This is a genomic window from Cytobacillus sp. FSL W7-1323, assembly GCF_038595015.1.
GTDB lineage: Bacteria > Bacillota > Bacilli > Bacillales > Cytobacillaceae > Cytobacillus > Cytobacillus kochii.
In genome coordinates, this window is record NZ_CP151998.1 from 2,733,583 (window position 1) to 2,760,322 (window position 26,740).

General features: G+C 34.9%; 27 protein-coding genes. 7 read left to right on the forward strand and 20 right to left on the reverse strand.

The genetic code is table 11. From position 1 onward, the window contains the following. Nucleotides 1-45: 45 nt before the first annotated feature. The 3 genes from MKX67_RS13800 to MKX67_RS13810 all read right to left on the reverse strand — a co-directional run bounded on the left by MKX67_RS13800 (nucleotide 46) and on the right by MKX67_RS13810 (nucleotide 2,475). Nucleotides 46-618, reverse strand: coding sequence for a TlpA disulfide reductase family protein (locus tag MKX67_RS13800; RefSeq protein ID WP_322909505.1), 573 nt, complete (start codon nucleotides 616-618; stop codon nucleotides 46-48). A 79-nt stretch (nucleotides 619-697) separates the two neighbouring features. Continuing rightward, nucleotides 698-1,468, reverse strand: a complete 771-nt coding sequence (locus MKX67_RS13805; protein ID WP_322909506.1) for a hypothetical protein — start codon at nucleotides 1,466-1,468, stop codon at nucleotides 698-700. Between the two features lie 164 nt (nucleotides 1,469-1,632). Continuing rightward, on the reverse strand, nucleotides 1,633-2,475 hold the full coding sequence (locus tag MKX67_RS13810; RefSeq protein WP_224937588.1) for a patatin family protein: 843 nt from the start codon (nucleotides 2,473-2,475) through the stop codon (nucleotides 1,633-1,635). Nucleotides 2,476-3,182: 707 nt separating this feature from the next. On the opposite strand from MKX67_RS13810, the gene MKX67_RS13815 reads away from it, so the two are divergent. Further along, nucleotides 3,183-3,824, forward strand: a complete 642-nt coding sequence (locus MKX67_RS13815) for a YetF domain-containing protein (RefSeq protein ID WP_342488350.1) — start codon at nucleotides 3,183-3,185, stop codon at nucleotides 3,822-3,824. An 875-nt stretch (nucleotides 3,825-4,699) separates the two neighbouring features. Here MKX67_RS13815 and MKX67_RS13820 read toward each other — a convergent pair. Beyond that, nucleotides 4,700-5,023 carry a DUF4870 domain-containing protein gene (locus tag MKX67_RS13820; protein ID WP_095372924.1) on the reverse strand — a complete coding sequence of 108 codons (324 nt, stop codon included), beginning with the start codon at nucleotides 5,021-5,023 and terminating at the stop codon, nucleotides 4,700-4,702. A 213-nt stretch (nucleotides 5,024-5,236) separates the two neighbouring features. On the opposite strand from MKX67_RS13820, the gene MKX67_RS13825 reads away from it, so the two are divergent. From MKX67_RS13825 to MKX67_RS13835, 3 genes are all read left to right on the forward strand, one after another. Further along, complete coding sequence (locus MKX67_RS13825) at nucleotides 5,237-6,016, forward strand: undecaprenyl-diphosphate phosphatase (protein WP_322909508.1); 780 nt, start codon at nucleotides 5,237-5,239, stop codon at nucleotides 6,014-6,016. Between the two features lie 102 nt (nucleotides 6,017-6,118). Then, the gene (locus MKX67_RS13830; RefSeq protein ID WP_095372922.1) at nucleotides 6,119-7,246 is read left to right on the forward strand and encodes an amidohydrolase; all 1,128 of its coding nucleotides are present in this window, start codon (nucleotides 6,119-6,121) and stop codon (nucleotides 7,244-7,246) included. A 492-nt stretch (nucleotides 7,247-7,738) separates the two neighbouring features. After that, nucleotides 7,739-8,299, forward strand: coding sequence for a GNAT family N-acetyltransferase (locus MKX67_RS13835; RefSeq protein WP_095372921.1), 561 nt, complete (start codon nucleotides 7,739-7,741; stop codon nucleotides 8,297-8,299). Between the two features lie 20 nt (nucleotides 8,300-8,319). On the opposite strand, the gene MKX67_RS13840 is transcribed toward MKX67_RS13835, so the two are convergent. Both MKX67_RS13840 and MKX67_RS13845 read right to left on the reverse strand, forming a co-directional pair. Then, nucleotides 8,320-8,475 (reverse strand): DUF2639 domain-containing protein, encoded by a 156-nt coding sequence (locus tag MKX67_RS13840; protein ID WP_095372920.1) that lies wholly within the window; start codon nucleotides 8,473-8,475, stop codon nucleotides 8,320-8,322. 56 nt (nucleotides 8,476-8,531) lie between these two features. Then, nucleotides 8,532-9,305 carry an SDR family oxidoreductase gene (locus MKX67_RS13845; RefSeq protein WP_322909509.1) on the reverse strand — a complete coding sequence of 258 codons (774 nt, stop codon included), beginning with the start codon at nucleotides 9,303-9,305 and terminating at the stop codon, nucleotides 8,532-8,534. A 189-nt stretch (nucleotides 9,306-9,494) separates the two neighbouring features. On the opposite strand from MKX67_RS13845, the gene MKX67_RS13850 reads away from it, so the two are divergent. Continuing rightward, entirely contained in the window at nucleotides 9,495-9,959 is a 465-nt protein-coding gene (locus MKX67_RS13850; RefSeq protein WP_307313313.1) for an Hsp20/alpha crystallin family protein, read from the forward strand. 16 nt (nucleotides 9,960-9,975) lie between these two features. Next, on the forward strand, nucleotides 9,976-11,430 hold the full coding sequence (locus MKX67_RS13855; RefSeq protein ID WP_342488355.1) for a flavin monoamine oxidase family protein: 1,455 nt from the start codon (nucleotides 9,976-9,978) through the stop codon (nucleotides 11,428-11,430). 249 nt (nucleotides 11,431-11,679) lie between these two features. Here MKX67_RS13855 and MKX67_RS13860 read toward each other — a convergent pair whose 3' ends face one another. From MKX67_RS13860 to MKX67_RS13890, 7 genes are all read right to left on the reverse strand, one after another. Then, nucleotides 11,680-12,450, reverse strand: a complete 771-nt coding sequence (locus tag MKX67_RS13860; protein WP_224937579.1) for an SDR family NAD(P)-dependent oxidoreductase — start codon at nucleotides 12,448-12,450, stop codon at nucleotides 11,680-11,682. 104 nt (nucleotides 12,451-12,554) lie between these two features. After that, nucleotides 12,555-13,199: a GntR family transcriptional regulator gene (locus tag MKX67_RS13865; protein WP_251161828.1), complete on the reverse strand. Its 645-nt coding sequence runs from the start codon at nucleotides 13,197-13,199 to the stop codon at nucleotides 12,555-12,557. A gap of 344 nt (nucleotides 13,200-13,543) precedes the next feature. Continuing rightward, nucleotides 13,544-14,419: a CAP domain-containing protein gene (locus MKX67_RS13870; RefSeq protein WP_322909511.1), complete on the reverse strand. Its 876-nt coding sequence runs from the start codon at nucleotides 14,417-14,419 to the stop codon at nucleotides 13,544-13,546. A 479-nt stretch (nucleotides 14,420-14,898) separates the two neighbouring features. Then, nucleotides 14,899-16,302, reverse strand: coding sequence for a HAMP domain-containing sensor histidine kinase (locus MKX67_RS13875; protein ID WP_322909512.1), 1,404 nt, complete (start codon nucleotides 16,300-16,302; stop codon nucleotides 14,899-14,901). Further along, nucleotides 16,299-16,979 (reverse strand): response regulator transcription factor, encoded by a 681-nt coding sequence (locus tag MKX67_RS13880; RefSeq protein ID WP_322909513.1) that lies wholly within the window; start codon nucleotides 16,977-16,979, stop codon nucleotides 16,299-16,301. Before MKX67_RS13880 ends, MKX67_RS13875 begins: the two co-directional genes overlap by 4 nt. Beyond that, a complete protein-coding gene (locus MKX67_RS13885) occupies nucleotides 16,976-17,950 on the reverse strand; it encodes a WD40 repeat domain-containing protein (RefSeq protein ID WP_322909514.1) in 975 nt (324 codons plus the stop codon). The genes MKX67_RS13880 and MKX67_RS13885 overlap by 4 nt, the downstream gene beginning before the upstream one ends. 75 nt (nucleotides 17,951-18,025) lie before the next feature. Then, complete coding sequence (locus MKX67_RS13890; protein WP_322909515.1) at nucleotides 18,026-18,289, reverse strand: hypothetical protein; 264 nt, start codon at nucleotides 18,287-18,289, stop codon at nucleotides 18,026-18,028. Between the two features lie 100 nt (nucleotides 18,290-18,389). Here MKX67_RS13890 and MKX67_RS13895 point away from each other — a divergent pair, with 100 nt between their 5' ends. Next, a complete protein-coding gene (locus MKX67_RS13895; RefSeq protein WP_095372909.1) occupies nucleotides 18,390-18,632 on the forward strand; it encodes a DNA alkylation repair protein in 243 nt (80 codons plus the stop codon). 91 nt (nucleotides 18,633-18,723) lie between these two features. Here the strand turns inward: MKX67_RS13895 and MKX67_RS13900 are convergent, their stop codons facing one another. The 7 genes from MKX67_RS13900 to MKX67_RS13930 form a co-directional block, all read right to left on the reverse strand. Then, on the reverse strand, nucleotides 18,724-19,542 hold the full coding sequence (locus tag MKX67_RS13900) for a hypothetical protein (RefSeq protein WP_322909516.1): 819 nt from the start codon (nucleotides 19,540-19,542) through the stop codon (nucleotides 18,724-18,726). 207 nt (nucleotides 19,543-19,749) lie between these two features. Next, entirely contained in the window at nucleotides 19,750-20,670 is a 921-nt protein-coding gene (locus MKX67_RS13905) for a GTP-binding protein (protein WP_307313294.1), read from the reverse strand. Nucleotides 20,671-20,692: 22 nt separating this feature from the next. Then, nucleotides 20,693-21,055 (reverse strand): hypothetical protein, encoded by a 363-nt coding sequence (locus tag MKX67_RS13910; RefSeq protein ID WP_307313291.1) that lies wholly within the window; start codon nucleotides 21,053-21,055, stop codon nucleotides 20,693-20,695. 56 nt (nucleotides 21,056-21,111) lie between these two features. Then, nucleotides 21,112-22,011: an LCP family protein gene (locus MKX67_RS13915; protein ID WP_342488361.1), complete on the reverse strand. Its 900-nt coding sequence runs from the start codon at nucleotides 22,009-22,011 to the stop codon at nucleotides 21,112-21,114. A gap of 181 nt (nucleotides 22,012-22,192) precedes the next feature. Then, the gene (locus MKX67_RS13920) at nucleotides 22,193-23,398 is read right to left on the reverse strand and encodes an MFS transporter (RefSeq protein WP_095372904.1); all 1,206 of its coding nucleotides are present in this window, start codon (nucleotides 23,396-23,398) and stop codon (nucleotides 22,193-22,195) included. Between the two features lie 14 nt (nucleotides 23,399-23,412). Then, nucleotides 23,413-24,639, reverse strand: coding sequence for a multidrug effflux MFS transporter (locus MKX67_RS13925; RefSeq protein ID WP_095372903.1), 1,227 nt, complete (start codon nucleotides 24,637-24,639; stop codon nucleotides 23,413-23,415). Nucleotides 24,640-25,067: 428 nt separating this feature from the next. Further along, nucleotides 25,068-26,561 carry a S41 family peptidase gene (locus tag MKX67_RS13930; RefSeq protein WP_095372902.1) on the reverse strand — a complete coding sequence of 498 codons (1,494 nt, stop codon included), beginning with the start codon at nucleotides 26,559-26,561 and terminating at the stop codon, nucleotides 25,068-25,070. Nucleotides 26,562-26,740: the final 179 nt, after the last annotated feature.

A 26,740-nucleotide genomic window follows, 5' to 3' on the forward strand; every position in this document is an offset into this window, starting at 1 on the left:
ATTATTATACATTTATACCCACACATTCGTTTTAGAAAACATCCTCTATGGTAAACGTAAAATTTCCTTTTCCAAGAAGTCTTCATTTAGCGCACCTAATACTTTATTTCGAATAATCCCATCCGAATCAATGAAGTAACTAGTTGGGTAGGCAATCACCTCATAGTTATCTAAGACAACGCCTTCAGGGTCCATTGGTATGATGAAGGATAGTTCATTCGCTTTCACGAAATCAGCGGCATTTGTTTCGTTTCTTTCCGTTTTGGTCATATTTACAGCTATGACTTCAAATCCGTCATCTTTATATTCTTTATAAACTTTTTCCATATAAGGCATTTCTTCTTCACAAGGTCCGCACCAGCTTGCCCAAAAATTAAGTAATATTTTCTTTCCTTCATAGTCACTTAGTTGAAATGACTCACCATTCAGTGTTTCCAACTGGATTTCAGGTGCCTTCTGACCAATTTCCAGGCCAACAGCTACATTTTCAGGGTTTTCTATTTCCTCATATTGGTCAATTTGTACTTGTGACAATAAACCTTTGTCCTTTAGAATGGTCCGATCTACGATTAATAAAATAATAAGTAATGAAGCCGCAATGATTAAAAACTTTCTCATAGAACACCTCAACTTAGAACACTTTTCAAAACTGTCTTAATCATACTATAGTTGAGACAACTTTAGCGAATCTTTTACTTCAATGTTGAATGTTTTTTACATACATGATCAATAAACTATAAAAAATTAATTGTTCATCAGCGGGCAAAGGTTGATTCATCATTAAAAAGGGGGTGTTGTTTACCTTGAACGATTCCATCCATTCTCTCGGAATCCATCCTTTTTGTAATTTCCCAAGCTCCCTTCCATTCTCAGATTGAACCAATAGATTCATAAAAGTCCGTTCATACCTTAGCGTATAAGCTCGGCTATCTTTTTGACAAATAAAGCGTTTATTATTGTCATTGTGGAGAAGAATCGTATTACTGTTATAATCAATCTGGATATTGTGTTTTCGCACTGTAATTATTGCAAGCACCCTTTGATCAACAACTAAAGCATAGCGATTTCTATAAATCCAGCGGTCGACAAATGTAGGCAAAAACCAGCGCCACTTATGAAAAGCTAAATCACGAATTTCAGCAGCCGTTCTACCATCTCTATTAAATAATAATAATCTTAAATTCGGTGCTGGTAAAAAACCTATAAGAAATTCCCTTTGTGAAAATATATTTTTTTGCTTGCTATTTGTTGATGCATATGAACTTATCTTTGCTTGATTATTTGCTAACACATAGCTTTGATAAGACATCCCACTATATAAAACAAAGGGTAAACACCACCAAAGAAGCCCGCTAATCTCCTGAAAGAAACTATGATATATGACTAATATCCATAGTGGTATACACGCAACTAAACTACCATTAAGAGAGGCTTGTGCTGATTGCTGATAATATTGCTGAATATTCATGAACTTCCTACCCCGATTCTCTCAATAAATGTATTACTACCAATCTATTATAGAACGAAGGAAATCATGAGTAATATTCATTTTCACCGCTAAAAACCAAAAGAGAAAGACATTTCTCCTCTTCTATGGGAGAAGAGAATGATCTTTTTTCACCAAACTTTCAATTAAAATATAAATCTTGTTAAACTATCTTCTGCATCCTTATAGCCTTGCTCATAAAAGGCAGATAATTTTTTTAAATCTCTTTCCATTCTTCCCACATCAACCTTCTCAGGTCTAATAATCATCACTTGTCCTTTTTTTTCTTGCTCCTCTAAATATTCAACGGTTTCATTATACATTTTGTAACGATTCATCATTGCTCTTTGGAGCCCTGGATATTGTGGATATTTTCTTCGCAATAAAAAACTCATTCTTGATGGTTTTTTTCGGTAACCTTTGGGTCGTGTTAAAACAACAACAGCTTTATCATATCCATCTGCTTGTGCTTTTCTTATTGGTATGGAATCAGCAATACCACCATCAAGTAACATTCGATTATTAAAAGAAATTTCAGGTGCAATAAAAGGTAATGAACTTGACGCTTTTAAAAGAAGCAACAAGTTTTCCCCATAGTCTTTCTTCCCATAATAAACAGCTTCTCCACTCAGACAATCGGTTGTACCAATTATAAACTCACTTTTCCCGTGAGAGAACGCTTCATAATCATAGGGAACCAGCTTATTTGGAATTTCATCAAAAATAAAGTCCATACCAAATAACTGTTTAGATTTTCGATAATTTCGCAAGGAGAAGTATCTAGGATCAGATACATACTCCACACTTACCTTCTTGTTACGGCCCTTTTGTTTCGATAAATATGAGGCAGCATTCGCGGCTCCTGCAGAAACACCAATTACATATGGAAAAGTAATACCTTTATCTAAAAATAATTCCATTACACCAGCAGAGTATGCCGCTCTCATTCCTCCACCTTCTAATACAAGGGCTGTTTGATGTACATTCATTCTCACAACGAATCCTTTCTTATTAAAGTCCTTGTTCTATTATAACAAGCTTGAGTTGTCTATTCTACGAAAGAGAGGTACGCGATGAATGATAAAAATGCTGAAAAAACGAAAATAGCATTGTGTGCTCTGTCCTAGTGAATGCATATAAAAAAGTTTGCTAAGAAGCTATCCCACAACTTTTATTAAACACGGTCAGCTGTTCACGAATAATAATGTTATTTAATAATGTAGCGCAATGATTGTAATCTTGTCAGTTCTTCTTGATCTAACGGGGAAAGTTAATTGAATAAGTATGTATCAGAGAATCGTCATTAAAGTCGACCTTTTTCTTGTCACTGTTTCAGATAAAAGAATAACTAACCGTATGAATCAATTTCTAGTAATAAATTTTACTAATTGGAAAATAATAGTACAAAGAATGAGGGATAAAAGGAAATGCAGGGGAAACTTCGCTCGAGTCGATACCCGCTTATAGAGTCATGAGGTTTGGGAAGTCTTACTTTAGCTTTCGTGCCGGACACGGCACTGCTAAAACCAGTTAACTTTGTCCAAAATATATATTTTCTTATCTTATGAATACAGGCTGATCAAGCTAAGTCTTCTTTTTTAATTCTGTTTAAAGGGTGTGTAAGATTATGGAATTTTTTACTTCGCAGGAATCCTTAACTATTGTCCAATAGATGCTCCGGGCAATTGTTGGATTTGTGTTTTTCGTCATACTTGTCAAATTAATGGGTCAGCGTTCCCTTTCCCAAGTAGGACTTCTCGATTTTGTTATCGTGCTGATTATTGGAAATATTATTGCCCATCCGCTGTCCGATGAAGGGTTAGGTCTGGAAGGGTCGATGATTACAATGAGTGTTATTTTAATCTTGTATATAATCGGAATCTACCTAAGTTTGCATTTTAGACATTTTAGAAAGTGGTTTATCACCGATCCGATTCCATTAATAGAAAATGGAATGATTAATAACCGTAATATGAAACGTGCCCGAATTTCACTTGATGAACTGCAGACCGAATTGCGAATGAAGAATATTGAAGAAATCCAAAAAGTCGCACTTGCCTTATGGGAGCATGGTGGCAAGGTTTCCATCTTTCTGAAGACGGAACATTTGCCTTTAACAGCAGTCACATTTAGCAAACCAGTCAAACCTTTTTATTTTCCAAATACCGTTATAAAAGAGGGAACGATTGATTGTAAACAGTTGCATCAATTAGGCAGGGATGAAGAATGGATTCTTAAAAAACTTCAAGATACCTATCCAAATATAACCATCAAAGATATTCTGCTTGGTACCGTAGATGACAAGGAAGATCTAAGTATATTCCTATATAATTCCTGAGCTTCCTCATAATCTTATTTTCCTATGATCAGGTGCAACCGACAGTATGTTTTCCAATTTAAATAGCTGGAATTTTTTGTTTGCATAGCAAGAAGCAAAAATCGCGGACAATCCTTTTTTTCTTTGAAGAAGTTAACTAAAAGAAAATGTTGAGGCTAAGCTATTTTATAAGATGTTTTTATATTTATATAAGCGATCTTTCGACATGAATAAATATATAGGAGATGGCTTTTCTCTTTTTGATACACTATTATGAAGACAAAAAATAAATTGGTAGCACGAAAGCTTTTTCAATAATTTATAATATCGGTAGTGGATGGAAAATGTTTCAAACCCTAATTTCCCACAACTTTATTAAGCATTGTAATGCCGACTAATCCCTTTTTTTCATTAACATTATCATGCAATTATATACATTTAGCTATTAATGGAAGTGATTCCTTAACTTTTTTATAGATCATTGAAGCTTTTCTTGTTTCACTATCAAATTCTTGTATCTGCCTTAGTAATTCTACATTATGTAGGTGGATTTTTAGAAGTACATCATTCTTATTTATTACTGTTCCGTCCGATAAAGCTATTTTTTCCTTTGTACCTTGTTATACGAACACGCATAATGGAATGATATTTCAAAATTAAACGTGTTTATTATCTCTTTACATCAGCTGCCCTATCTTTGACACCCTAACCTACTTAAATCAAAGAATCACCGAATAAGCATTCCTCTATGAATGAAGCAATGATTTACTTTGTTCCTTATTAGTATATATTATTCTATAAGCCAATAATTCGGCTTACAATGGAAAGGCCAAAAAGAAAACACGAACATTGATTGGTTCGCGTCTTCTTTTTGGCCTTTTATATTTACTCGTTTATTAGAGGATACGGATGATAAACGGGATGCGATACTCTTCCCCTTCAAACGCCTTAACGGCTGCAATAATGGTAAATACGATAAATGCAATGCCAAATATGGCTCCTAATAAATAACCAATAAGCACTAACATCAAGATCGTACTAATGATTCCATAAACAAAGTAAGTAATGAGGAAGTTAAAATACTGTCTTCCATGATAGTCTACAAGCTTTGAGCTATCTTTCTTTATGAGCCAAATAACAAGTGGTCCTATAAATACAGTAAAGAAACTAATAATATAAATGCCCGCAGCAAGTATTCTGTCTGTTTGTGAATCTTTCATTGTTGTTTTCCCCTTTCTCTTATTCCTTCTTGTACTATATACCTATTTTACGAAGATTATTATAAAAAGTTTCAAAGTTTTTATTTTCAAATTTCGGTTCTTCTATTGGACAACTTGAATACATTTATAAAAAACGAGAGAGAAAACAAGTTGATCGTGAGTTCCCCTTATTTTACTACTAGGAAAAAAATAAACAAATAGGTGATTTATATGATGTCAAAAATTGAAGCATTTATTCTTGGAATCATTCAAGGGATAACAGAATTTCTTCCTATTTCAAGCACTGGGCATTTGTATCTTGGAAGACATTTATTTGGTCTTGATGAAGCAGGATTATTTTTAGATACCATGCTCCATATTGGTACACTATTAGCTGTCCTTGTTGTTTATAAAAATGAGTTACTAGAAATCATAAAAAATCCATTCGGAAAGTTATCTATGCTGCTTGTCATTGGTACGATTCCTGCTGTCTTTGTTGGTTTATTATTTAATGATCTATTTGAGACGGTCTCAAAAACCGGCGTCACCATTGGCTGGGAATTTATTATTACCGGAATCATTCTTTGGTTCTCAGATAGTATTAAAAATGGTGCGAAAAAAATGAAAGATATTAGCTATAGTGATGCATTATTTATTGGTAGTTTTCAAGCAATTGCGATATTCCCTGCTATTTCAAGATCAGGTTTAACAATCGCTGCAGGGCTCATCCGTAAACTTGATCGAGAAACAGCTGCATACTTTTCATTTTTACTATCTATACCGACCATAGCAGGAGGCATTGTACTGCAATTTGGAGAAATATATGCTGGCCATATTGAAGCTATTAGCTTTGGCAGTATGTTAATTGCCACACTTGCATCAGCCATTTTCGGTTATATTGCCGTTGTTTGGATGATTAATTTTCTAAAAAGAAAATCACTAAAGATATTTGCCGTTTATGTTTGGATTTTAGGATTAACAATCCTATTTATGCAAATGGCAGGCATTTTTTAAATTTATTCTCATGAGTAGGTTCTTGATTTCTACTCACTTTTTTGTCACTTTAACAGTGTATTTGCTAAGGATGAATTTTATTAGAAAAAGGACTGGATGCTGATGTCGACGATACTTTTTAAAAATGCCATTGTCTATCCCATTACTTCAAAGCCTTTCCATGGAGATGTATTAATAAAAAATCGTATAGTGAAAAAGATCGGAAAAGATATTCAAGATTTGCATGCACAAGTCGTTGATTGTTCTCATGGTTTTCTGTTACCTGGTTTTATTGATGTGCATACACATATTGGATTATATGACGAGGGGACTGGTTGGGCTGGTAATGATGCGAATGAGACAACACAGCCATTAACACCTCATATTCGGGCAATCGATGGCATCCACCCTTTTGATCCTGCTTTTCGTGATGCACTTAAAGCTGGGATAACTACTGTTCACGTAATGCCAGGCAGTGCGAATATTATTGGTGGCACCACATCCATCTTGAAAACGTACGGCAATAGTGTTGAAGAAATGCTTGTTAAAGAAACTGCTGGATTAAAAATTGCTCTTGGAGAAAACCCTAAAAAGGTTCATAGTCATAGCAATGAACATTCAATTACTAGAATGGGCATTATGGGGATGTTAAGAGAAGCTTTTTATAATGTTCATGCTAATCCAAATGAAGTAAACCTGCGCACATCCCCTATTATTAAAGCACTTACACAAGAAATACCTGTACGAATCCATGCCCATAGAGCAGACGATATTTTAACTGCACTACGATTTGCTAAAGAATTTCATTTAGATATTCGAATTGAACATTGTACAGAGGGTCATTTAATTACTCCTTATTTAGGAAAGAATCTACAAGTGAGCGTTGGACCAACATTAACAAGACGATCAAAAGTAGAGTTAAAAAACAAGACGTGGGACACTTATAAAATCCTCGATCAAGCAGGTGTCTCCGTTTCAATTACTACCGATCATCCTTATACACCTATTCAATACTTAAACATTTGCGCAAGTATTGCTGTTCGAGAAGGTTTATCCGAACAAAAAGCATTGGAGGGAATAACTATCGCTGCCGCTAAAAACTTAAAAATCGATCATATCGTTGGAAGCATTGAAGAAGGGAAAGAAGCTGATCTTGTACTCTGGAGCCATCATCCTTTTCATTTTCTAGCAAAACCAAAATGGACAATGGTCTCAGGCAATTGGGCATATACAAATGCGGTGGATAAATAAAATGATAAGGAGGCGATTTATCTTCAAATTGGAATTTCCGTCTCCTATCTTTGTCTAAATGATGATAAGGTTTCTTCACCATTTATCTCCAATCAATAAACTGTTTTCTATGTCCCTACCTCTCTTACCTCAATGTATGGTACCTTTTTCACCTTCTCATTTACTGGTTCCTTTTTGCAATTTTACCATTAGAATCCGGTATGCAAAAAATGGAGAAATTTGGCGAAAAATAATCTTAAAAATAAGGTAAAAAATCTATTCCCTTTTTGCTATTTTTTTAGTATTATACTTTCATAAAATAATATCTTTAGTCGATAATATCTTTTGTTTTTGGATATTGGGAAGGCAAATGGTGCGCCACCAGTTTACTGGTTCTAGTGGGTTCGATTCCCACCCCGAAATTTTTTAGTTACATTACAAAAAATTTCGAGGGTGGGCCTTTTCTGTCTTTTTGGCATGGAGTAGGTTTACTCTCACGTGGAGGGATAACCAATGCTGAAAAAACGTGACCTAAATGATTGTCAAGTTTTATTCGAATTGATGACGCACCCCGATGTCTTCCCTTTTGTGCGTCATAAAGCTCAATCTTATGAAGAACTGTTATTTATTACGAAACAAACGCTCGAAGCTGAGGAACAAGAAAAGCTCATCTCTCGTACCATTACAGATGAATGGAATAATCCAATTGGCACAATTAGCTTATATGACATTGAAAACCAAGCTGGTTTTCTTGGCACATGGATTGGTAAACCTTATCATGGTAAAGGTTATAATCAATTAGCCAAAGATGCTTTCTTTAATGAACTTTTTTATGATTTAAATATTGAAACTATTTTTATGCGCATAAAAAAAGAAAATATTCGTTCATTAAAAGCTGCCCAGAAACTACCTTATGCCATTTATGCCAATGAATCACGTAAAAGTTTGTATGATAAAATAAATGAAACTGGCCAGATTTATGATTTATTTGAAATTCCTAAAGATCTTTATTCTCTTCATATGCTTAGAGAAGGACTTACAGTGGAAGATACAACTCATCTAAAAGAAGCTTAAAAAACAAGGGAGCTTAATAGCTACCCTTGTTTTTTATTCGCTAAAACCTGTTGATAAATTTTTCTGACTTCATAGGTCTTGTAAAGTTCTAATTTCCGCAACTCTATTGGATGTCTATTAACACCAAATTCTTTTAGTTTTGCAATATACCAGCCTTTTGAACCTTGATAAGCCATCCTCATCTCTCCCACAGTCTTTTTAACAATATATGTGATAAGAATCGGAGACATGCTTATTGATGAAGGTTTTTTCCTAACACATCTTTTGCTCCAGTTATGGGAATGACACTACCCGTGATAAAACTAGATGCAGGTTCAATAAGAAAAGCAATCACCCTCGCCACATCCTCCCCTGTGCCAGGGCGCCCGACAGGAGTTCGATCATCTTTTACTGTACAGGCATCGTCTATATCACTCTCTTTCCACTTGCCAATAATATCCCCTGGACAAACCATATTTACTGTTATGCCATTTTCTGCTTCTTCTAAGGCAAGCGTCTTTGTTAATGAGACTACACCTGATTTTGCTGCAGCAAAAGCCGAACGATACATCCATCCTGGGGCAGTTTCAGCGCGATCAAAACCTATTGTTATGATTCTCCCCCACTTCCCCTTTCTCATGAGTGGAATGATGGCTTTTCCTAATATAAATAAAGCTTGTAGATTTCCATTTATTAAATAAGACCATTCATCTAAAGAGTATTCAATCATTTTCTTTTTTTCATGAATATATGGGCCCGCGTTATGTATCAAGATATCAATTGAATCTGTTTTCACTAATGATTGCTGTATGAGATGATTACATTCATCTTCATTCGTAATATCTGCTTTAATGGCAATATTTTTTGTCCCATATTTGTTAGTAAGGGCCTCACAAAGTTCAATTGCTTTTTGTTCACTATGTCTATAATTAATAATCACATTTACATTTTGCTCTGCTACTTTCCAAGCAATACTGCTACCGATACCGGTTGACCCACCAGTAATTAACGCTGTCTTTGTATTCACAAAACAACCCCTTTTAGTTAGAATTTTTAAAATTATTATTTAATTTTAATACTAATCACTATAAAGTAATGTTGCAAGTGTTTTGAATTGATGTTTTTTTAACGAAAATAGAAATGTTGCATAAATTAATGAATAGGCGATTATCATCATCGGAAAGATCATCTCTTTTTTTGGAAGGGTGAAAAGTGTATGTTCCCTTGGAATCAATTCCCATTTAATAAAGAAATGAAGTCCAAATTCGAAAAATTAAACCAAAAAGAAGTCAATGAGTATGTACAAGGGATGCTCGGAAAAGTCTTTCCGAATGACCTTCAATATTCAAACGAGCAAAAACAAGAAGAAACTCAACATACAACAGAAAATAGTCCATCACAAAGTAAATTAAGATTTCGTGTCTTGGAGACACATAAATATGTTTTTGTGCGAATAGAAATCCAAAAACGAGAATGGTTAAAGCAATTAAAAATGTATCATACAACCAATCAACTCATTCTCGAACATATTCCAAAAGACAGTGACCAAACACTTATTACATTACCGACTCTTGTAAATAAAAAAGGCGCTAAAGCAGACTACCAAGATGCCATTTTAGAAATCCAACTTTATAAGTTGATTGACCGGCAATTATCTGAAATACATGTCGATGACCATTAGTTAGGAGGGGAATATTATGTTACTACCTGAATACCCTAACGACATGCTTTCAATCATCAAAAATGGATTACCAAATATAAAAAAAAGAAAGAAGAAAGTCTTAATTGCAGGTGCAGGCATGGCTGGATTAGTTTCAGCCTCACTCCTTAAACAAGCGGGTCATACTGTCACTGTTCTAGAAGGGAATAACCGTATAGGGGGTAGAATCTACACGCTTAGGTCCCCTTTTACAAATGGAAATTATCTTGATATGGGTGCGATGAGAATTCCTCATACACATAAACTCGTATTACAATATATAGAAAAGTTTCAATTGCCATTATCCCGTTTTATTAATAGTCATCCAAACGATATTATTTATATTAATAATAGGAAGATTTCAAGAAAACAATACGAAGAAAATCCAAACTTACTTGATTTTCATTTAAATAAAAATGAGCAAGGAAAGACAGCCTTTACACTATTACAAGATGCCGTAGAGCCATTTATCACTCTCTATAATAATAGTACAGAAGAAGAAAAGAAAAAAATGATCTCAGAATACGACAAATATTCAATTGTCGATTTTTTAAAGTTTAACCCTTTAGCAACGCCTTTATCTTCAAATGCGATCAGATTAATTAGTATTCTCTTAGGTATTGAAGGGTTTCAAGAATTATCATTTATGTCGATTTTATCTAGTGTTCTCTCCCCACTCTTTCAACCTGATATCCAATATTTTGAAATAAGAGGTGGGAATGATCAACTTCCCTATTCCTTTCAAATGGAATTAGCATCGAACCTATTTTACAATCAAAAAATAGAAAGAATCAAACAAAGTAGTAATAAAGTAAATATATACGTACATGATACATATCAACATACATTTAAAACGTATACAGGCGATTATTGTCTTATTACCTTACCGTTTACTACACTTCAATTTATAGATTTACTACCCAAAAATAGCATTAGTCAAAAAAAATGGCAGGCAATTAGAGAATTGCAAAACATTTCTTCTATGAAAATTGGAATTGAGTTTAGTAGCCCTTTTTGGGAAAGGTACAACTTTGGTCATGTCATAACTGATTTACCGATTCGTTTTAGCTATATTCCAAGTAGAGTAAATAATGATGCACCAGCGGTTTTACTTGCAAGCTATAGTTGGGGCAGTGACGCTTTATTATGGAATAGTTTGTCACAATCAGTTATTACGAGGGAAGTCTTGAAATGCTTAAGTGAAGTATATGGCAATATTGTCTATAAAGAATACCTTAGAACCTTTACATTTAATTGGAGCAGAAATTCATTTTCTGCAGGTTGTTTCACGTTATATGCACCAGGTCAACAAAAACATTTCGGTGAGGAGGTAAGTAAACCCTCAGGCAAACTTCATTTTGCTGGGGAGCATACATCCTTATTCCCTGGTTGGATTGAAGGAGCAATCGAGTCAGGTATTCGTGCAGCGGCAGAAATTCACATGAGGGAATAGTCATAATAAAAAAACGGTGAAAAAGCCATAAATAATACAAAGACCTTTTCACCGTATATGTTATTTAAGTAACAGTATATCCACCGTCAACTGTTACAGATTGAACCGTAAGTAAGCTTTACCCATCTTTACGCTCATATCAGCAATGACAACGTTTGCACATTTTTCACTGCATGCCTTGACATCTACATAGCCAATCACTGTAACACCACTCGTGATGATATGCTTTCGCGTAAGTTTATTTACAAATTAAACCGATGTAGCACCTTGTCCACCATCGATACGATAATATGAACCTGAAATAAATGAAGCTTTTTCTGATGATAAAAATACCATTAGATCGGCAATTTCCTCAGCTGTTGCATATCTTTTCATTGGTACAGAGCTTTCAAATTGTGTACGTGCATTCTCTGTTTGTTCAGGCATGGCGTTTGCTTCAATGGATCTCATCATTTGTGTATCTACACCAGATGGTGCAACCGCATTTACTCTGACACCATAATCTGCCGCTTCTAATGCAGCCGTTTTGTTTAACCCGATTACCGCATGTTTAGATGCAACATAAAGTCCCATACCTGGTGCACCTAATAAACCACCGTTTGAAGCCGTATTAACGATTGCCCCACCTTTTTGAGCTTTCATCACAGGTAAAACATATTTTAATCCTAAAAACGCACCGTAAACATTTACACCAAATACTGCATCAAAATTTTTCTTTGTTTGCTCATCTAAGATGGCAAAATCGCCATTGATTCCAGCGTTATTTATAAATGTATCGATACGACCAAATGCTTGTTGCGTATCTTCAACATATTTCTTTACATCTTCTTCTTTTGTTACATCAGCTGATAACAGTAAAATCTCCTCAGCATCAATAGAAGCAGCAGCCTTTTCTAATGCTTCTTTAGATAAATCTACTAGTGCGAGCTTAGCACCTTCTTTAGCAAAAGCTTTAGCTGCTGCTATTCCAATACCACCTGCGGCACCTGTAATTAGTACTACTTTGTTGGCAAAATTCATCTGATATTCCTCCCTTTTGTTTCATACAAAATAATCATACTACTAAAATTGTATATTGTCGACAATTTTGTTTGCTATAATAGGATGCCCAAAAAGTGGCATCCTTATTCTAACGTTTCTAATAAAAGAGCTGGAACTACATCCTTCGCTTCAGTAATCTTATTTTCCATTAGATTTTTGGTAATTAATTTCATTTTCGGATGAAAACGATTCATCGTATTCATTGTCCATTTCACTTGGGCAAACACCGTTAATATATAAACAGATTCATAATAAAATTTAGATAGTGCTTTATTATTCGCCACTTCAAAAAAGAATGTTGTTAAACCCGTGGATTTCATTTGATAACCAATGAGATCACCTGCAAGGAACGCTTCTTCCACAGCATTGAGTTTTAATTTTAACGTATCTTTCGTTTCATCATGCCATCGATTCGAAGTCATATCTAGTGCCATTTGAATGAGTCCAACCATGACATGTGTATATTCTTTAATATCTTCTGTCGTAAAGGATTTTACAACTGTCCCTTTTCGATGAATACGCTCGACAATATTGTCTACTTGAAGTAAATATAATGCTTCTCTCACTGGAGCTCTGCTTGTTTTTAGCTCCTCTGCTATTTTCTCTTCAATAATTTTATCTCCAGGAATATAAGAACCTTCCATGATTTTCGTTAATATGTATTTGGCAATTTGTTCAGGAAGCGATTCACCAAATCGCTGTTCATTATTAAATAAAAAATCCTTCAAACCATTCACTCCGATGTTTAATTACTCTTTATTTATACATTATATCATTTAATTAGAACGATTTGGAAATTTAATCAGAATTGGATGAATAAGCCGTCCGGTATATAGTTGTAATCAGATGGTTGTAAAAATTAATTTGGTATCCATCAAATTCATGCACATAAACTCAAACTATATTGGTAGATATTCATAAATAAACCTCACTTTGCTACAATAAGTCAAATCATAAAGTCTGAATATGCATTTGTTTTATAGAGGAATAAGAAAAAGATGAGCAACGTCTGCATCATATGATACAGGTGTTGCTCATCTTGAAGGATAATTTAAGCATATTTATCCGATGATTATTTACCGATGAACATTTGAGTCCAGTAATTACCGTTCTCAACATAACCTACTCCAAGGTGAGTATAGCTAGAGTTAAGAATGTTTTCACGGTGACCTTGGCTATTCATCCAAGCTTGTACTACTTCTTCTGGTGTTTGTTGACCTTGGGCAATGTTTTCACCTGCTGAAGTATAAGAAATACCAAATTGTTTCATCATATCAAATGGAGAACCATATGTTGGGCTGTTATGATCGAAATACCCTTTTGCTTGCATATCACGAGATTTTTCACGCGCTACCTTACTAAGCTCCACATCAAGTTTTAATGCAGGAAGACCAGCATTTGCACGCTCTTTATTTGTTAAATCAAGTACTTGTTGTTCATATGCACTAACTTCAGATGAAGCTTCTTCTGATGGTGCTTGTTCTTCTTCAGTTACTTCTTGCTCTGGTTGTTTTTCTGGTTGTGCTGCTTCTTCAGCTGGTTGTTTTTCTGGTTGTGCTACTTCTTCAGCTGGTTGTTTTTCCGGTTGTGCTGCTTCTTTAGCAGGTTGTTTTTCCGGTTGTGCTGCTTCTTCAGCTGGCTGTTCCGCTTGCTCTGGTTGTGCTGCATGCGCTTTACCTTGTTCTAATGCTGCTTGTGCTTTTTCTTTCGCTTGACTTAAGATATTTTGAATATCCTCTTGATTCCAATTTACATTATATTTACCGATGCAATCTTGCATCACTTTATTAATATAATCTTGGTTTAACATATTAGAAGTTTGATAGACAAAAGCCTTTGTATCTACTTTTACTTGAGCTGGCTCTGCCGCTTCTGCCTTGTTTAAACCTGGTGCTGATACTAGTAATGCAGCTGCTGCCGCTACTGAAAAAATAACTTTCTTACTCATAATCTATTTCCTCCCTAATGGATGTTTTTTGTTGTTTCTTGCTGTGACATAATCATATCATAGGTTTTTTTGTAATATTTTTGGGAGGAAATAGCAATGAATTATTCTTGTATGGTTCTATCTAAAAATAGAAAGAAAAAACGTTATGATTAGTAGGTTTGTTTGATTTTTAGAGAATAGGTTTTTTTATCATTAATTGGTAATGACACTATCGTGTTTCCATTTATATACTAGAATACTATACTTGACAACTTAAAAAAGCCTTTTTCTCTTTTACGTTTATTACATGAAGGTAACATTCGTGATAATTATTATGCAACTATAATGAAATGATATCAAAGCCTTAAAACCTTGATATAAGGCGGTTTGTAGCATATAAACCTATTTTCATTTGCCTATTGAAGAGGAAGGGAAATACATCCCTATCCTTCTATATAAAAGGCCACTCTTCTTCTTATAGAAAGAGTAGCCTTTAAAAATTAATGATCATTTACCATCGGAAGTATAATTTGTATCGTTGTCCCAATATTGTATTCACTTTGAATAAGCAAGCGCCCTTCATGTAAATGTACGAGTTTCTCCACAATAGCTAACCCAAGCCCTGTACCTCCATCAGCTCTTGTCCTTGCTTTATTCACTCGGTAAAATCTTTGCCGGATTTTATCTAAGTCTTCTTCAGGTATCCCAATCCCAGAGTCTTCCAATTGAATACAACAGCCATCTTCTGTTTGGAAAAGATCAAGTAGTAATGTGCCCTCATCAGTATATCTAATCGCGTTATCAAAAATATTTTGCATAATTTGTTCGATTCTTCCTTCATCTGCAATAATAATGATATCAGGATCAAGATCTACTTCTATAGATAAGCCTTTTCTTTTAATTCGCGGACTATACTTTTGCACGACATCTTCCAAAAGCTGGGCTAGGGGTATTGGCGCCTTCACCAAACGATAGTCATCAGTTTCAAGTTTTGACAAATCTAATAAATCACCGACAAGTCTCTCCATCCGAGTTGCTTCCCGATAAATGAGTGCAAGGTATTTTTCGTGATCTTCTTCATTTGTTACAAGACCTGACTTTAGTGCATCACTATATCCTTTGACATAACTAATCGGTGTTCTTAATTCATGAGACACATTAGCAAGAAATTCTCTCTTTCTATCATCTTCTTTTTGAATAGATGTGGCCATTGAATTAAAAGCACTAGCCAGTTCACCAATTTCATCTTGTTGATTTGTCGATAGTTGCACATTGTAATTCCCTCTAGACACTTGTTCAGCTGCTAACTTCATTTCCATTAACGGGCTAGTCATTCTTTTAATGAGGAAAGTACCTGTCATAATGGCGAATAGAAGAAAGATGAACGCGGCAAGCATCCAAAGATAAGCGAAATCCTGTGTAATATCAGAAATTTTCTCTAACGGTAAATAAACATATATAATACCAGCGAGACGATTATCATCTAATAACGGGATAATGACACCCATAATACGAGTATCAAACCTTTCTTCAAAACCCGTTTTGTAAATTGGATTTCCTTTTAATAATTGCTCTCGTTCTTCTCCGTTAATGAGCGAATCATATTTCATTTCAAATGGAAAGCATGCGCTCAATTCCCTAGCATTATCTACCATGATGATATCGGTTTCTGATTTATCATTGTACCAAGCTACTTTTTCCTTTAAGTCTGTACTTATTTCTCCACCTTTGTAATCAGACGCTAAGGCTAATCCTTCTTCTAATAATGTATCTTCTACATTTTCGACATATAATTTCTCATAAAACAGATAAGATAATATGTAGGAATAAACAATTGTGATAAGTATCGCTATCGTCACCGTTAACCATAACTTTTTGGCTAATGTGTCGGTAAGGTACTTCATTTGTCTGGTACCTCTAGTTTATAACCTACCCCCCATACGGTTTGAATGTAATCTGCTATACCTAATTTCATCCTTAATGTTTTAATATGGGTATCAACCGTTCGTAGGCTACCATCATATTCAATTCCCCACACATGTTCAAGGAGCTGCTCCCTTGAAAGAGCCTGGTTAACATGTTGAATTAAATAAGAAAGCATTTCAAACTCTTTTAATGTTAAAGATATTTTTTCCTCTTCGACAAGGACTCTCCGCGCTTTTTTATCTATTGATAACTTTCCTATTTTTATTTGCTCTGATTCTTGTTTCACTTTTCCAGATCTCCGAAGGACTGCATGTATTCTAGCAACAAGCTCTCCTGGACTAAGTGGTTTAACAATATAATCGTCCCCGCCTAATTGTAGCCCCTTCACTTTATCCCATTCTTCTCCTTTTGCCGAAAGAAAAATGATTGGAATATCTGAATTAGTACGTATTCTTTGACAAACTTCATATCCATCTTCATTTGGCATCATAATATCTAAAATGACTAAATCAATTTCAGCTTCCTTCAATATCATGTAGCCCTCTTCACCACTCTCTGCTGTAAAGCATTTAAATCCCGAATTCTCCAAATACATCTCAATCAATGTTCTCATATCTGGTTCATCATCAATAATTAATATATTTACTTTTCTCATGAATCCTCGTTCTCCCTAAGCAAAATTTGAAACGGACCTTCGCCTACATCTACTGATCCTTTCAGTTTTATTGTTTCTGAATCGATAAATTGTAACTCAGAGCTATCATACCCTGCGACTAATACTATATCGCTAAAGGTTTCAATTGTGAAAGGGTTGGCTGTTACGCTCATTTCACCTATTACTTCACCAGCCTCATTTAACTTATACAGCAAATTGGTTCCATGGCTCACAACAAATATCGACTCATCAGCTTTGGTAAAATCGACTGGCATCGAAGGAACACTAATTTTTCTTAATGCTTTTCCGGTCTCTCTATCATAAACATGTACATATTTTTCAATATCTAATCCTTCACCATGTCCACCAACCCATATTTCGTTATCTAATGGGAACAAACCTGTTGCATGTGTATGTATTTCATAGTTTTCTTTTATTTCCATTCTTTCCAAATCAATACTTGTAAGAAGATTTTCATCAAACCCTATAATGATGAGTTCATCCCGAGCTTCATCATGTTTCATCTCGAGTGGTCGATCAAAGATATCAATATGACTCGTTTCTTCTCCATTACTATTAAAAAAACGGACGCTATTTTTTCTTTCATCTAAAGCAACTATTGTATCAGGTCTTAGTTCCTCAACATCTACAACACCCTCACCAATTGTCCACTGATGAATCAGTTCCCCTTTAGATAATGAATAAAGATCAATGGTGTTTAACTTTTCACCATACAGTAACAGAGTGTCGCCATCTGATAGTACACTTCCTCCTGTGTATGCTTTATTGACCTTCCATGAACCAATGTTTTTTTGCGCCTGTATGTCTATAAATGATAGGCTCATCTCCTTAATATTTACTGTTATCGCAATATCCCGCTCAGCTGGTATATTAGTGAATTCTTCTTGTCTACAACCAGTTAAGAAAGAAGAAATCAGTAAGAAAAATATGAACGCCTTGTAATAACGCATATAAAGTTTCTCCCCAGTTTTAATGTTTTTATAACTCAAGGATACCGGATGGTTGTGTTAAAAGTGTGAAAACCTTCAATCGAGTGTATCGAAAATTTCAAAATGTATATCAATGAGTGCGACTTTCATATCAGAAGAAAGTGAGGAGTCAATAATTCTTTTAATCGCAGCAATTAACTTTTTTTGTTTATCTTTTCTTACTCGTGGGTGAGCATTTTCATCTCTTAATTCTTTTTCTATTGCTATCATTAACACAATATCCGGATTTTCTTCATCTGTTGCCAGTGCTCTATTTTTCCATAATGAACGGTAGCTTTGTAAAAGATCCTTACTATTCATTTTAATTCACTCCTCTCATATTGAATCTACTTGATTCATACATAAATTTCAATTGAACGTTAAAAATAAAAGTAATTCATTAATAGGAAGGGGCTAGTCTATGACTACACCATATTGCTGTCCATCATGTAAAACTAATCGTTCACGCTTTAATATTATTGAACAACATCCGCGTTCAGTTAAGCTTGATCCACAATCAGGCTCTGTACTGGAAGAATACGCAGCAGAAAATTTAACTGCTTTCCATTTAAAATATAATGGTCCAACAGTAAGAATTCAATGCGGTGCATGTGGCCTAATAGAAGATGAAAAAACTTTTATTAAGTTTGGAGAAAACCAATAAAAAATAAGGGTGTAGTAATGAAGAAAGCGTTCAAAATCGATACGATTAAGAACGCTTTTTTTATCTTGTTATTTCCCTATCTCATTTAAAGTCAAATGCGATTTTTCAACAAAAAATTCTTAGCATCGACCTGCCATGGATCAAGTGGAGAGAATCTTACTAAACGAATGGAACCCCGATAGCTCTTCTTGCCTTTATTCTTTATATACCAATCCACTTGAATGGGAAGATTAACTACTAATGCAGTATTTCCTTTCTCTAAGTGACCAATTGAAGTTAACTTTACATTTTCAATCGAACGAATCGCTTTGTCATCTATCTTGTTTAATGCGACAAGAGACAGGAGATAAGCATCTTGTTGTTTCAAGCCTGCTATAAAGGCAGCTGATACTTTTTCCGGATCAGATATTGCCATATACTCATCAAGTTTACCTGCAGCTTTGAGAATCATCAATTTATGAGATAAATCCATTGAATTGGTACGATGTGTCGTACTACCAAAAAAATGAATACAAAAATGACCTGGAAAATTATTCGATAAAGCACCTGCCCCGTGTGGCATCCCGTGCATGGAAGCAGCAATCCATTCTCCATCACTAATGACGATAATTGCTCTTCGCTTCCAACTCCATTTTCCATTATAAATTTCCTTCATTGTCTTTGTATCTTCTTTCGTTAATGGTTGAACATCTGCATGCTCACTACCAGCTCTTCGTTGGACATCAAATCGCTTACCAGTATCGACATCTAGCACGGTAAACTTCTTAAACTTCGGTAAATGTTCTTTCGCTTCTTTCCAAGGCAACATCTGGATAGGTAATCCAATTTCATCATCCACCATACTATACATCTTTATAGGGGACACTAAATAAAGCATTAAAAACAGGGAGACAATGCTCAACTTTTTCATCTTTTATCACTCTTCTTTATTAGGTTTCATCGTAAAGTTTGCCTAAAGATGAGCATTTATATGTATAGTAACTTTTGGATGGATTTGTCCATATGAAAAACAATAACAGAGTAGCTTCTAGAACTTGTTAACAGCTAAAGGCTTGGACTGTATTCCACAAAAAAACTGAGTAAGAACAAAATCCTACTCAGTTTATTTTTAATCAATTTATTCTTTTGGTTTTTCTAGAGATTGTAGTCCGCTTTCGATTTTATCCCAATCAATATTTTCTCCGATGAATACCATGTTTAAAGGAATATTCATATCTTCTTGAAAATATACAGGCATCCCGTATGAAAATTGGAAAAGCTGTGGATAGGCTAAAGATGAGAACTTAATATATCCCTTCATTCGATAGAGCGTGTCAGGTAATTCCCTCAAAAAATCCTCAAAAGCAGAGCGATCTACAGCTCCTTTAAATTGATAAACAAAGGTGCTCAAATGTAAATCTGTGCCAATCCTGCTGCTAGATTGTTTTTCTTTCGGCAGTAAGGACAATTCTCTTATTCGTTTAATTGGTACTTTTGCATTTTTTGTTAACAATGTAAAAGCTGTCGAATTAATACTTTGAACTTCTTGGATGACATTTGCTTGTTCATCTTCAGATAACAAGTCAATTTTATTAACAAGTAGGCAATCTGCATGTCTAATTTGTTCAACTAAAAGCTGTAGCACTTGCGGTGTCAATTGTTTTCTGTGTAGCCATCTTGCACTATCAAGGATTGAAATAATACCTTTAGGGACAATTGAGTTAGCAAAAAGTGGTGAAAGCACAGCATCTAAGACTTCCACTGGATGTGCTGCTCCTGTCGCTTCGATATAGATGACATCTGGTTTTTCAAGCGTTAATAAACCTTGTAACTGTCCTTCTAATTTGTCTTGAATGGTACAACAAATGCAGCCATCCAATAATTCTTTTAATGGAATGTCCTCATCTATTGCATCTGAATCAATTGATACTTTTCCTAATTCATTCATTAAAACAGCCACTTTTCTACCGTTCTCTTTTTCATCCTGTAGCAACTGCTTTAACAGTGTTGTCTTTCCACTCCCTAAAAATCCAGCTAATATATAGATCTCTGTACTCATGTTTATTTTTTCCCCTTAAAGTCTATTCTGCAATTGTCTCTTCAATCATATTACTGAGTTTGTTTTTTATTATTTCATACGTATCGTCGGTGATATAACCTATTTTTTGGAACTCTTCTTGCTTACATTTCCATACGGGAATATAACCATGTGGGAAATATTCATCCTCTTCTTCTAATCCTACTTCAATAAAAGATTGGTAGTCGCTTTCTAAACATTGATCATGTTGTGCTTCTTTTCCTTTTTTACAGCGAATGAATTCAATCACCAAGTGTTCATGTTGTTTGTAATGTCTTAGCATTTCAGCGATTAACATTTCACAAGTTTGTTCGACCTGAACGACCTCCTTCTTCATATTATCATTCATTTGAACAATCTGCCTCATGGAAACCACCTCTTTCATTGAACCATTGTAAAGGATAGAAGAGAATGGCACAAATATTACGGTCGCCCATTGACCTCCGTGACATTCTTCTCTTTGAAAAACTGCCTGAGAGCGGAGATATTTTCTTCATAATCCATATCTAACACAGCGCCAGCATGTGGAGAATTTTTGTCAACAAATGAATCGTCTACCGGAATCCGCATTGTCTCTATATCTGTTATTGGATTCAATAATACAGAGGTCGCCATCGCAAACATCTGATCAATATGTAAATCTGTATCAACATTTGCCATAATCATTTTCATCATTTCAGGTGATTTGGCGATTCCTTCAATAGATGTCATATGGTTTTTTAGTTCTTCCTTTAATAAAGCAAGCACTTCCTGTTGTCGCTTTACTCTTCCATAATCGTATTCATCATCATGACGAAATCGAACGTAATCTAATAGTTGCTCACCATTCAAAAAGTTTTTACCTGGCTCAATGTTCATATTCATATCTTCAATCATTGCTGCAGGAACATCAACTTCCAGTCCATTTGGAGCAACAGTATTTAGGATATTTGCAAATCCTTTAAAGTCAATGACAACTGAATGATCAATATTTATTTGAAAATTTTCTTCGATTGTTTGTGAAAGTAATTCCGTTCCTCCTAAAAAATAGGCATGATTCAATTTATGGTATCCTTTTTCATAATTCGGAATTTCTACATAGCTATCACGCATAATAGAGACTAGTTTAACTCTTTCTTCTTTTGGTTCATACCGAGCTAACATAATTGTATCAGATCTTGAATCTGTTTCTCCTCTAGAATCAACACCAACAAGTAAAAATGTTTTTGGTTCTGAATTGTTCCATGTTGTTCTCTTCTCCTTTTGACGGTTATCTTTCTCAGATATGCCAGATGAACATGCTGCTAATAGTAAAGCTAACAAAATGATGACATATTTTCTCACGGTTCATCCTCCTTATTTTTCCTTATTCATTCATTGTAGGGATAGATGAACAACTTTATACTTTAAAAAAGAGGAAATAGTTTTTTACATTTTTTCCTTCCTAGAGTAAGAGCGGTTTCTCATAAAAAAAGAACAAACTAACAACCCATATAACGCGTGTTGTTAGTTTGTTCGGTGCTTATCAACTTAATTTCTTTTCAACTGTCACAATCACTTCTTTTTTAATTCCTGCTGAAAAGAAAATGATGCTACATAAACAAATGACGGCTATCACAAAGAAGGCAATCGTTCCCCCGCTGATACCAATCAAGTATCCACCAATCATTGGGCCTATAAAACTTCCTGTATTCCTGAACTGAGCAGCACCAAAATACGTGCCACGTAATTCCTCTGAAGCTAATTGATCAATTAATATACTACTTGCTGGAAACGATAATATTTCTCCAAAGGTGAATAAGATTACACCGATAACTGCCATTATCCAATGAGTGGATATAGCAAAAAAGAATAACCCAATAGCTACAAGAGCCGAACCAATAATCATAGATTTTAAAGGGCGAACCTTTTCCATCAGTTTTGCAAAAGGTAATTGTAATATAATTACAAGGATGGCATTAATGGATAAAAGAAATGAATAAATGACGACTCCATTCTCCAATCGATTATCAAAGTGTTGTGGTAAGTTAGAATCCATTTGCGAATAACCTATCGCAAGTAAAATACCACCTAGAATATAATACAATAGCGACCTATCCCTCCTAACAATGTGAAAGGCAACAGGCAAAGTAACATTTTCTTTATTCTCCAAACGAGGAACAGGCTGAATCGTAAACAATAAAATGAGCATATATGCTAAATAAATACCACCAGTAATATAAAAAGTGAGAGTCGCATTTGTTAATGCTAATACAGCCCCGATTAATGGGCCAACAGCTGCCCCAATATTAATGGCGACATATCTTAAGGAAAATACTTTCATTCTTTGTTCCTTTTTTGTTAAATCGGCCATCAATGCTTGTGCAGTTGGTTCAAAAAAGGAATTACACAAACCCAGTAAAGCATTGAGTAGCAAAAAAGCAATAGCTGAGGAGGACAAAGCAAAGCCAAAATAAGCGCCTGCTGTACCTATTAATGCAACAAGCATAATCGGCTTTCTTCCAAATTGGTCAGATAAATGGCCCCCTATAAAACCACCTATTGTCGACATTAATGGACCCATCCCGATAATGAGGCCGATTAAAAACGAAGGATAGTCCTGATTGACTAAATATATAGATAAAAAAGGCAACGTCATAAATGCTGCCCCACGAGATAAGATTGTACCAACTAGTAAAATCCATATCGTGCGATGAAACTGATTATAATAATCTTGTAATCGTTTAATCATGTTGGTTATCCTTTCTATTCTTTTACAATCCGCCCTTTAACTAGAAACAAATAAGATAATAGAGCTAAGATTTCTGCAATAGCAATAATAAATGCCATTGGCCATGAAGAAGATTCACCAGCTATTCCAACTAACGGAGCGGCCATACCACCAAGCAAGAACGTCATTAAGCCAATTAAGGCCGAAGCACTACCAGCATTTTCACCTTGTGAAGCCATTGCCAAGGAAAAAGTTGATGTATTAACTACTCCAACAGCAGAAACAACTAAAAATAACGGAATTAGAACACCCCAAATACCTAGATGGAAAATTTCACTTAGAAGTAATGTAACCCCTCCAACTAAAGCAATCATCAATCCACCTACTAATAAAATTCCCTCATGTATTCGCTCTGAAAGTTTTCCCGTTAATTGACTGCCTAAAATAATGCCAATTCCATTTATTGCAAAACAAACACTAAACATTTGCGGAGAAAGACCATAAATATTTTGCAATACAAAGGGAGATCCAGAAATATAAGCAAACATTGCAGCACCAACAAAACCTTGAGATAAAGCGTATCCCATAAATTTACGGTCTTTTACGATTTTTCCGAAACGGCTAAAGGAAACAAAAACGCCTCCATTTAACCTCTTCTCAACAGACAAACTTTCTTGTAATGAAAAGATAACCAGTAATAAGCTAAGAAACCCGATTAATGTTAAAACAAAAAATACTCCTCTCCAAGAGGTAATCGTTAATAGTTGGCCACCAAAAACGGGTGCTAAAATAGGGGCTGCCCCGTTTATTAAACTAAGTGTGGCAAAAAATTTAGTTAATTGTGTACCACTGTATAAATCTCGAACTACGGCTCTTGATATAACAATTCCTACAGCCCCGGCTAATCCCTGAATAAACCTTAATATGATGAATAATTCAATGTTTGGAGAGGCCATGCAGGCAACTGAAATGAGACAGTATAAAATAAGTCCAAATATTAACGGGCGCTTACGGCCAACCATATCACTAATTGGCCCGGCAAAAATTTGTCCTAAAGCTAAACCAACCATACATGCTGTTAAGCTTAATTGTGCATAGGATGCACTTGTTTGCAGATCATCTGCTAGATTAGGTAATGCCGGAAGATACATATCCAAGGATAATGGCCCAAAAGCAGATAACAATCCGAGAATAACTGCCAGCATGAGACGCTTACTTCTACTTTCCTCCTTATCGTTACTTAATTCACTCGTTTCGTGCATCACACATCCTTCTTTCCATCTTCTATACAATTTTAGAATATTGCTAATTTACCATAAAACCTTTAAAAAAACATCAGTCTTTTTTAAATAAATTCGTCAAGCGAAATAAATATTTTAAATTTATATTAAAGCTCAACAACTAAAGCCTCCGTTTGCTATTTTCTATTTAGTGCTAATCTCGGGCTATCTAAATGACAAGTAAACCCTCTTTTGCGAGGCGTTTCACATAATTTGTCTTTCAATGAAGCGTAAACTCATCATATTCTTTCTCAGTCTTAAAATTAACTGTCAAAACTAACATCTCACAAAAAAAAGAAGCATATCAATTGTTGATTTTGATTAAAAAAAGAAACGACCATAACCCTTATAAATTAAAGGGTTATGGTCGCTTAAACGATTTTCACATGTTGTATAGAAGCTAGAATGAGTTATTTTTTCATTTCTTCTTTTAAAACTTCTATTGCTTTTTTGATTTGAGTATCGTTCTCTAGAAGCTTTTCACGTAAAGCTTCCATTAGTTTCACGGTTGTTTCACCTTCAATGACTCCAGTTTCATCCAATTCATTATCCTTTTGGAATGCTTTCACTGCAGCTTCTGTCTCTTCATCAAAGAATCCATCATTTTTATCAAGCTCATATTCCAGTGCCTCTAACATCTGCTGTGCTGCCTTAATTTGACTTGATGATTCCGATTTTTTTAATGGTTTCTCAGGATTAATATAAGGCAAGGAAGCATATTCAGGCAAGGAAACTTCATAATCAGGCTCAATACCTTTTTCATGAATCCAATTTGCATCTGGCGTTAACCATTTTTCTGTTGTAAATTTCATATTTGAGCCGTCAGTAAAATCTTGAGCACGTTGTACAGTTCCTTTACCAAATGACTTTTTACCGACTAGACTTACATCAGCTGATTCATGAACGGCAGCTGCTAATATCTCAGAAGCACTAGCACTACCTTCATCAATAACTACTACTAGAGGCGTCTCCATTTGCTTGCCATTAGGAGCTTGCACGGCCTCCCTATTCCCATTACGATCTTCAATTTGGAATAAAATTTCGCCTTCAGGTACAAACAAGCTCGAAATTTCAATTGCTTGATCTAATAATCCGCCAGGGTTTTGTCTTAAATCTAAAACTAGACCCTTCATCCCTTTTTCCTCTAAATCATTTAATACATCAACGAGTTCTTGCGCTGTATTTTCAGAAAAAGAAGTGATCTGAACTTTGGCGATATCATCTTCTAACATTTCGCCATATACCGTTTCAAGAGGAATTGTATCTCTCGTAATTGTTACATTCATCGGTTCACTGTTACCACCACGAGCAATTTCCAGTTCTACTTTGGAACCTTTTTCGCCTCTTATTAATAGGACAGCTTCTGAAGAACTCATTCCTTGCAAGCTCTTGCCATCAACAGAGACAATTTGGTCATTTGGTTGTAGACCAGCATCTTCTGCAGGTGAACCTTTTAATGGTGAAACAATGACAATTTGTCCGTCTTGTTCTGTAATTTCAGCGCCAATTCCTTCAAAAGAAGAGGAGATGCTTTGATGGAAATTAGCAGCTTCATCTTCATTCATATAATCAGAATATGGATCATCTAGAGAATCTAGCATCCCATTGATAGCTCCATTAATTAATTCACCCGAATCAATTTCTTGGAAATAATTTTCGTTCAAGGAATCATAGGCTTTATATAACTTTGAAAATTCACTTCTTTCATTCGTTCCTACATTTACGGCCTTCTCATCACCGAAAGACAATGCTAATGTGGTGATTCCAGCTGTAACAAAAACGAGGATGAATACAAGCATAATAAACGGGAATAACTTCATTTTTATTAGCTTAGGCTTATCCTTTACTTCCTGTTTTTCTTCATCATTATTTACTTCATTAGACAACCCTTTCACCACTTTCATCACTGTAAGCTGTGATGCTTACTCAAGTTTAAGATTCTTTATTGGCGTTATCGGTATCAATAACTGTACTACTGTAATGAAAATTATATCTTATTTCTTTGGAAAAGAGGAAGATTTTTCTTATGTATTCCTTTCATCTCAAGAATTCAAGCTTCTTTTATTATGTATCGATTAAATGG

Coding starts and splice junctions, on each gene's coding strand:
- MKX67_RS13920 (WP_095372904.1), bottom strand. CDS start 23,398: ATGATTAAACGATTACAAGATTATTATAATCAGTTTCATCGCACGATA.
- MKX67_RS13835 (WP_095372921.1), top strand. CDS start 7,739: ATGCTGAAAAAACGTGACCTAAATGATTGTCAAGTTTTATTCGAATTG.
- MKX67_RS13910 (WP_307313291.1), bottom strand. CDS start 21,055: ATGAGGCAGATTGTTCAAATGAATGATAATATGAAGAAGGAGGTCGTT.
- MKX67_RS13840 (WP_095372920.1), bottom strand. CDS start 8,475: ATGGCTTATCAAGGTTCAAAAGGCTGGTATATTGCAAAACTAAAAGAA.
- MKX67_RS13820 (WP_095372924.1), bottom strand. CDS start 5,023: ATGAAAGATTCACAAACAGACAGAATACTTGCTGCGGGCATTTATATT.
- MKX67_RS13905 (WP_307313294.1), bottom strand. CDS start 20,670: ATGAGTACAGAGATCTATATATTAGCTGGATTTTTAGGGAGTGGAAAG.
- MKX67_RS13930 (WP_095372902.1), bottom strand. CDS start 26,561: ATGAAAGTGGTGAAAGGGTTGTCTAATGAAGTAAATAATGATGAAGAA.
- MKX67_RS13860 (WP_224937579.1), bottom strand. CDS start 12,450: ATGAATTTTGCCAACAAAGTAGTACTAATTACAGGTGCCGCAGGTGGT.
- MKX67_RS13925 (WP_095372903.1), bottom strand. CDS start 24,639: ATGCACGAAACGAGTGAATTAAGTAACGATAAGGAGGAAAGTAGAAGT.
- MKX67_RS13805 (WP_322909506.1), bottom strand. CDS start 1,468: ATGAATATTCAGCAATATTATCAGCAATCAGCACAAGCCTCTCTTAAT.
- MKX67_RS13900 (WP_322909516.1), bottom strand. CDS start 19,542: ATGAAAAAGTTGAGCATTGTCTCCCTGTTTTTAATGCTTTATTTAGTG.
- MKX67_RS13800 (WP_322909505.1), bottom strand. CDS start 618: ATGAGAAAGTTTTTAATCATTGCGGCTTCATTACTTATTATTTTATTA.
- MKX67_RS13890 (WP_322909515.1), bottom strand. CDS start 18,289: ATGAATAGTAAGGATCTTTTACAAAGCTACCGTTCATTATGGAAAAAT.
- MKX67_RS13885 (WP_322909514.1), bottom strand. CDS start 17,950: ATGCGTTATTACAAGGCGTTCATATTTTTCTTACTGATTTCTTCTTTC.
- MKX67_RS13875 (WP_322909512.1), bottom strand. CDS start 16,302: ATGAAGTACCTTACCGACACATTAGCCAAAAAGTTATGGTTAACGGTG.
- MKX67_RS13880 (WP_322909513.1), bottom strand. CDS start 16,979: ATGAGAAAAGTAAATATATTAATTATTGATGATGAACCAGATATGAGA.
- MKX67_RS13870 (WP_322909511.1), bottom strand. CDS start 14,419: ATGAGTAAGAAAGTTATTTTTTCAGTAGCGGCAGCAGCTGCATTACTA.
- MKX67_RS13830 (WP_095372922.1), top strand. CDS start 6,119: ATGTCGACGATACTTTTTAAAAATGCCATTGTCTATCCCATTACTTCA.
- MKX67_RS13855 (WP_342488355.1), top strand. CDS start 9,976: ATGTTACTACCTGAATACCCTAACGACATGCTTTCAATCATCAAAAAT.
- MKX67_RS13810 (WP_224937588.1), bottom strand. CDS start 2,475: ATGAATGTACATCAAACAGCCCTTGTATTAGAAGGTGGAGGAATGAGA.
- MKX67_RS13850 (WP_307313313.1), top strand. CDS start 9,495: ATGTTCCCTTGGAATCAATTCCCATTTAATAAAGAAATGAAGTCCAAA.
- MKX67_RS13825 (WP_322909508.1), top strand. CDS start 5,237: ATGTCAAAAATTGAAGCATTTATTCTTGGAATCATTCAAGGGATAACA.
- MKX67_RS13895 (WP_095372909.1), top strand. CDS start 18,390: ATGACTACACCATATTGCTGTCCATCATGTAAAACTAATCGTTCACGC.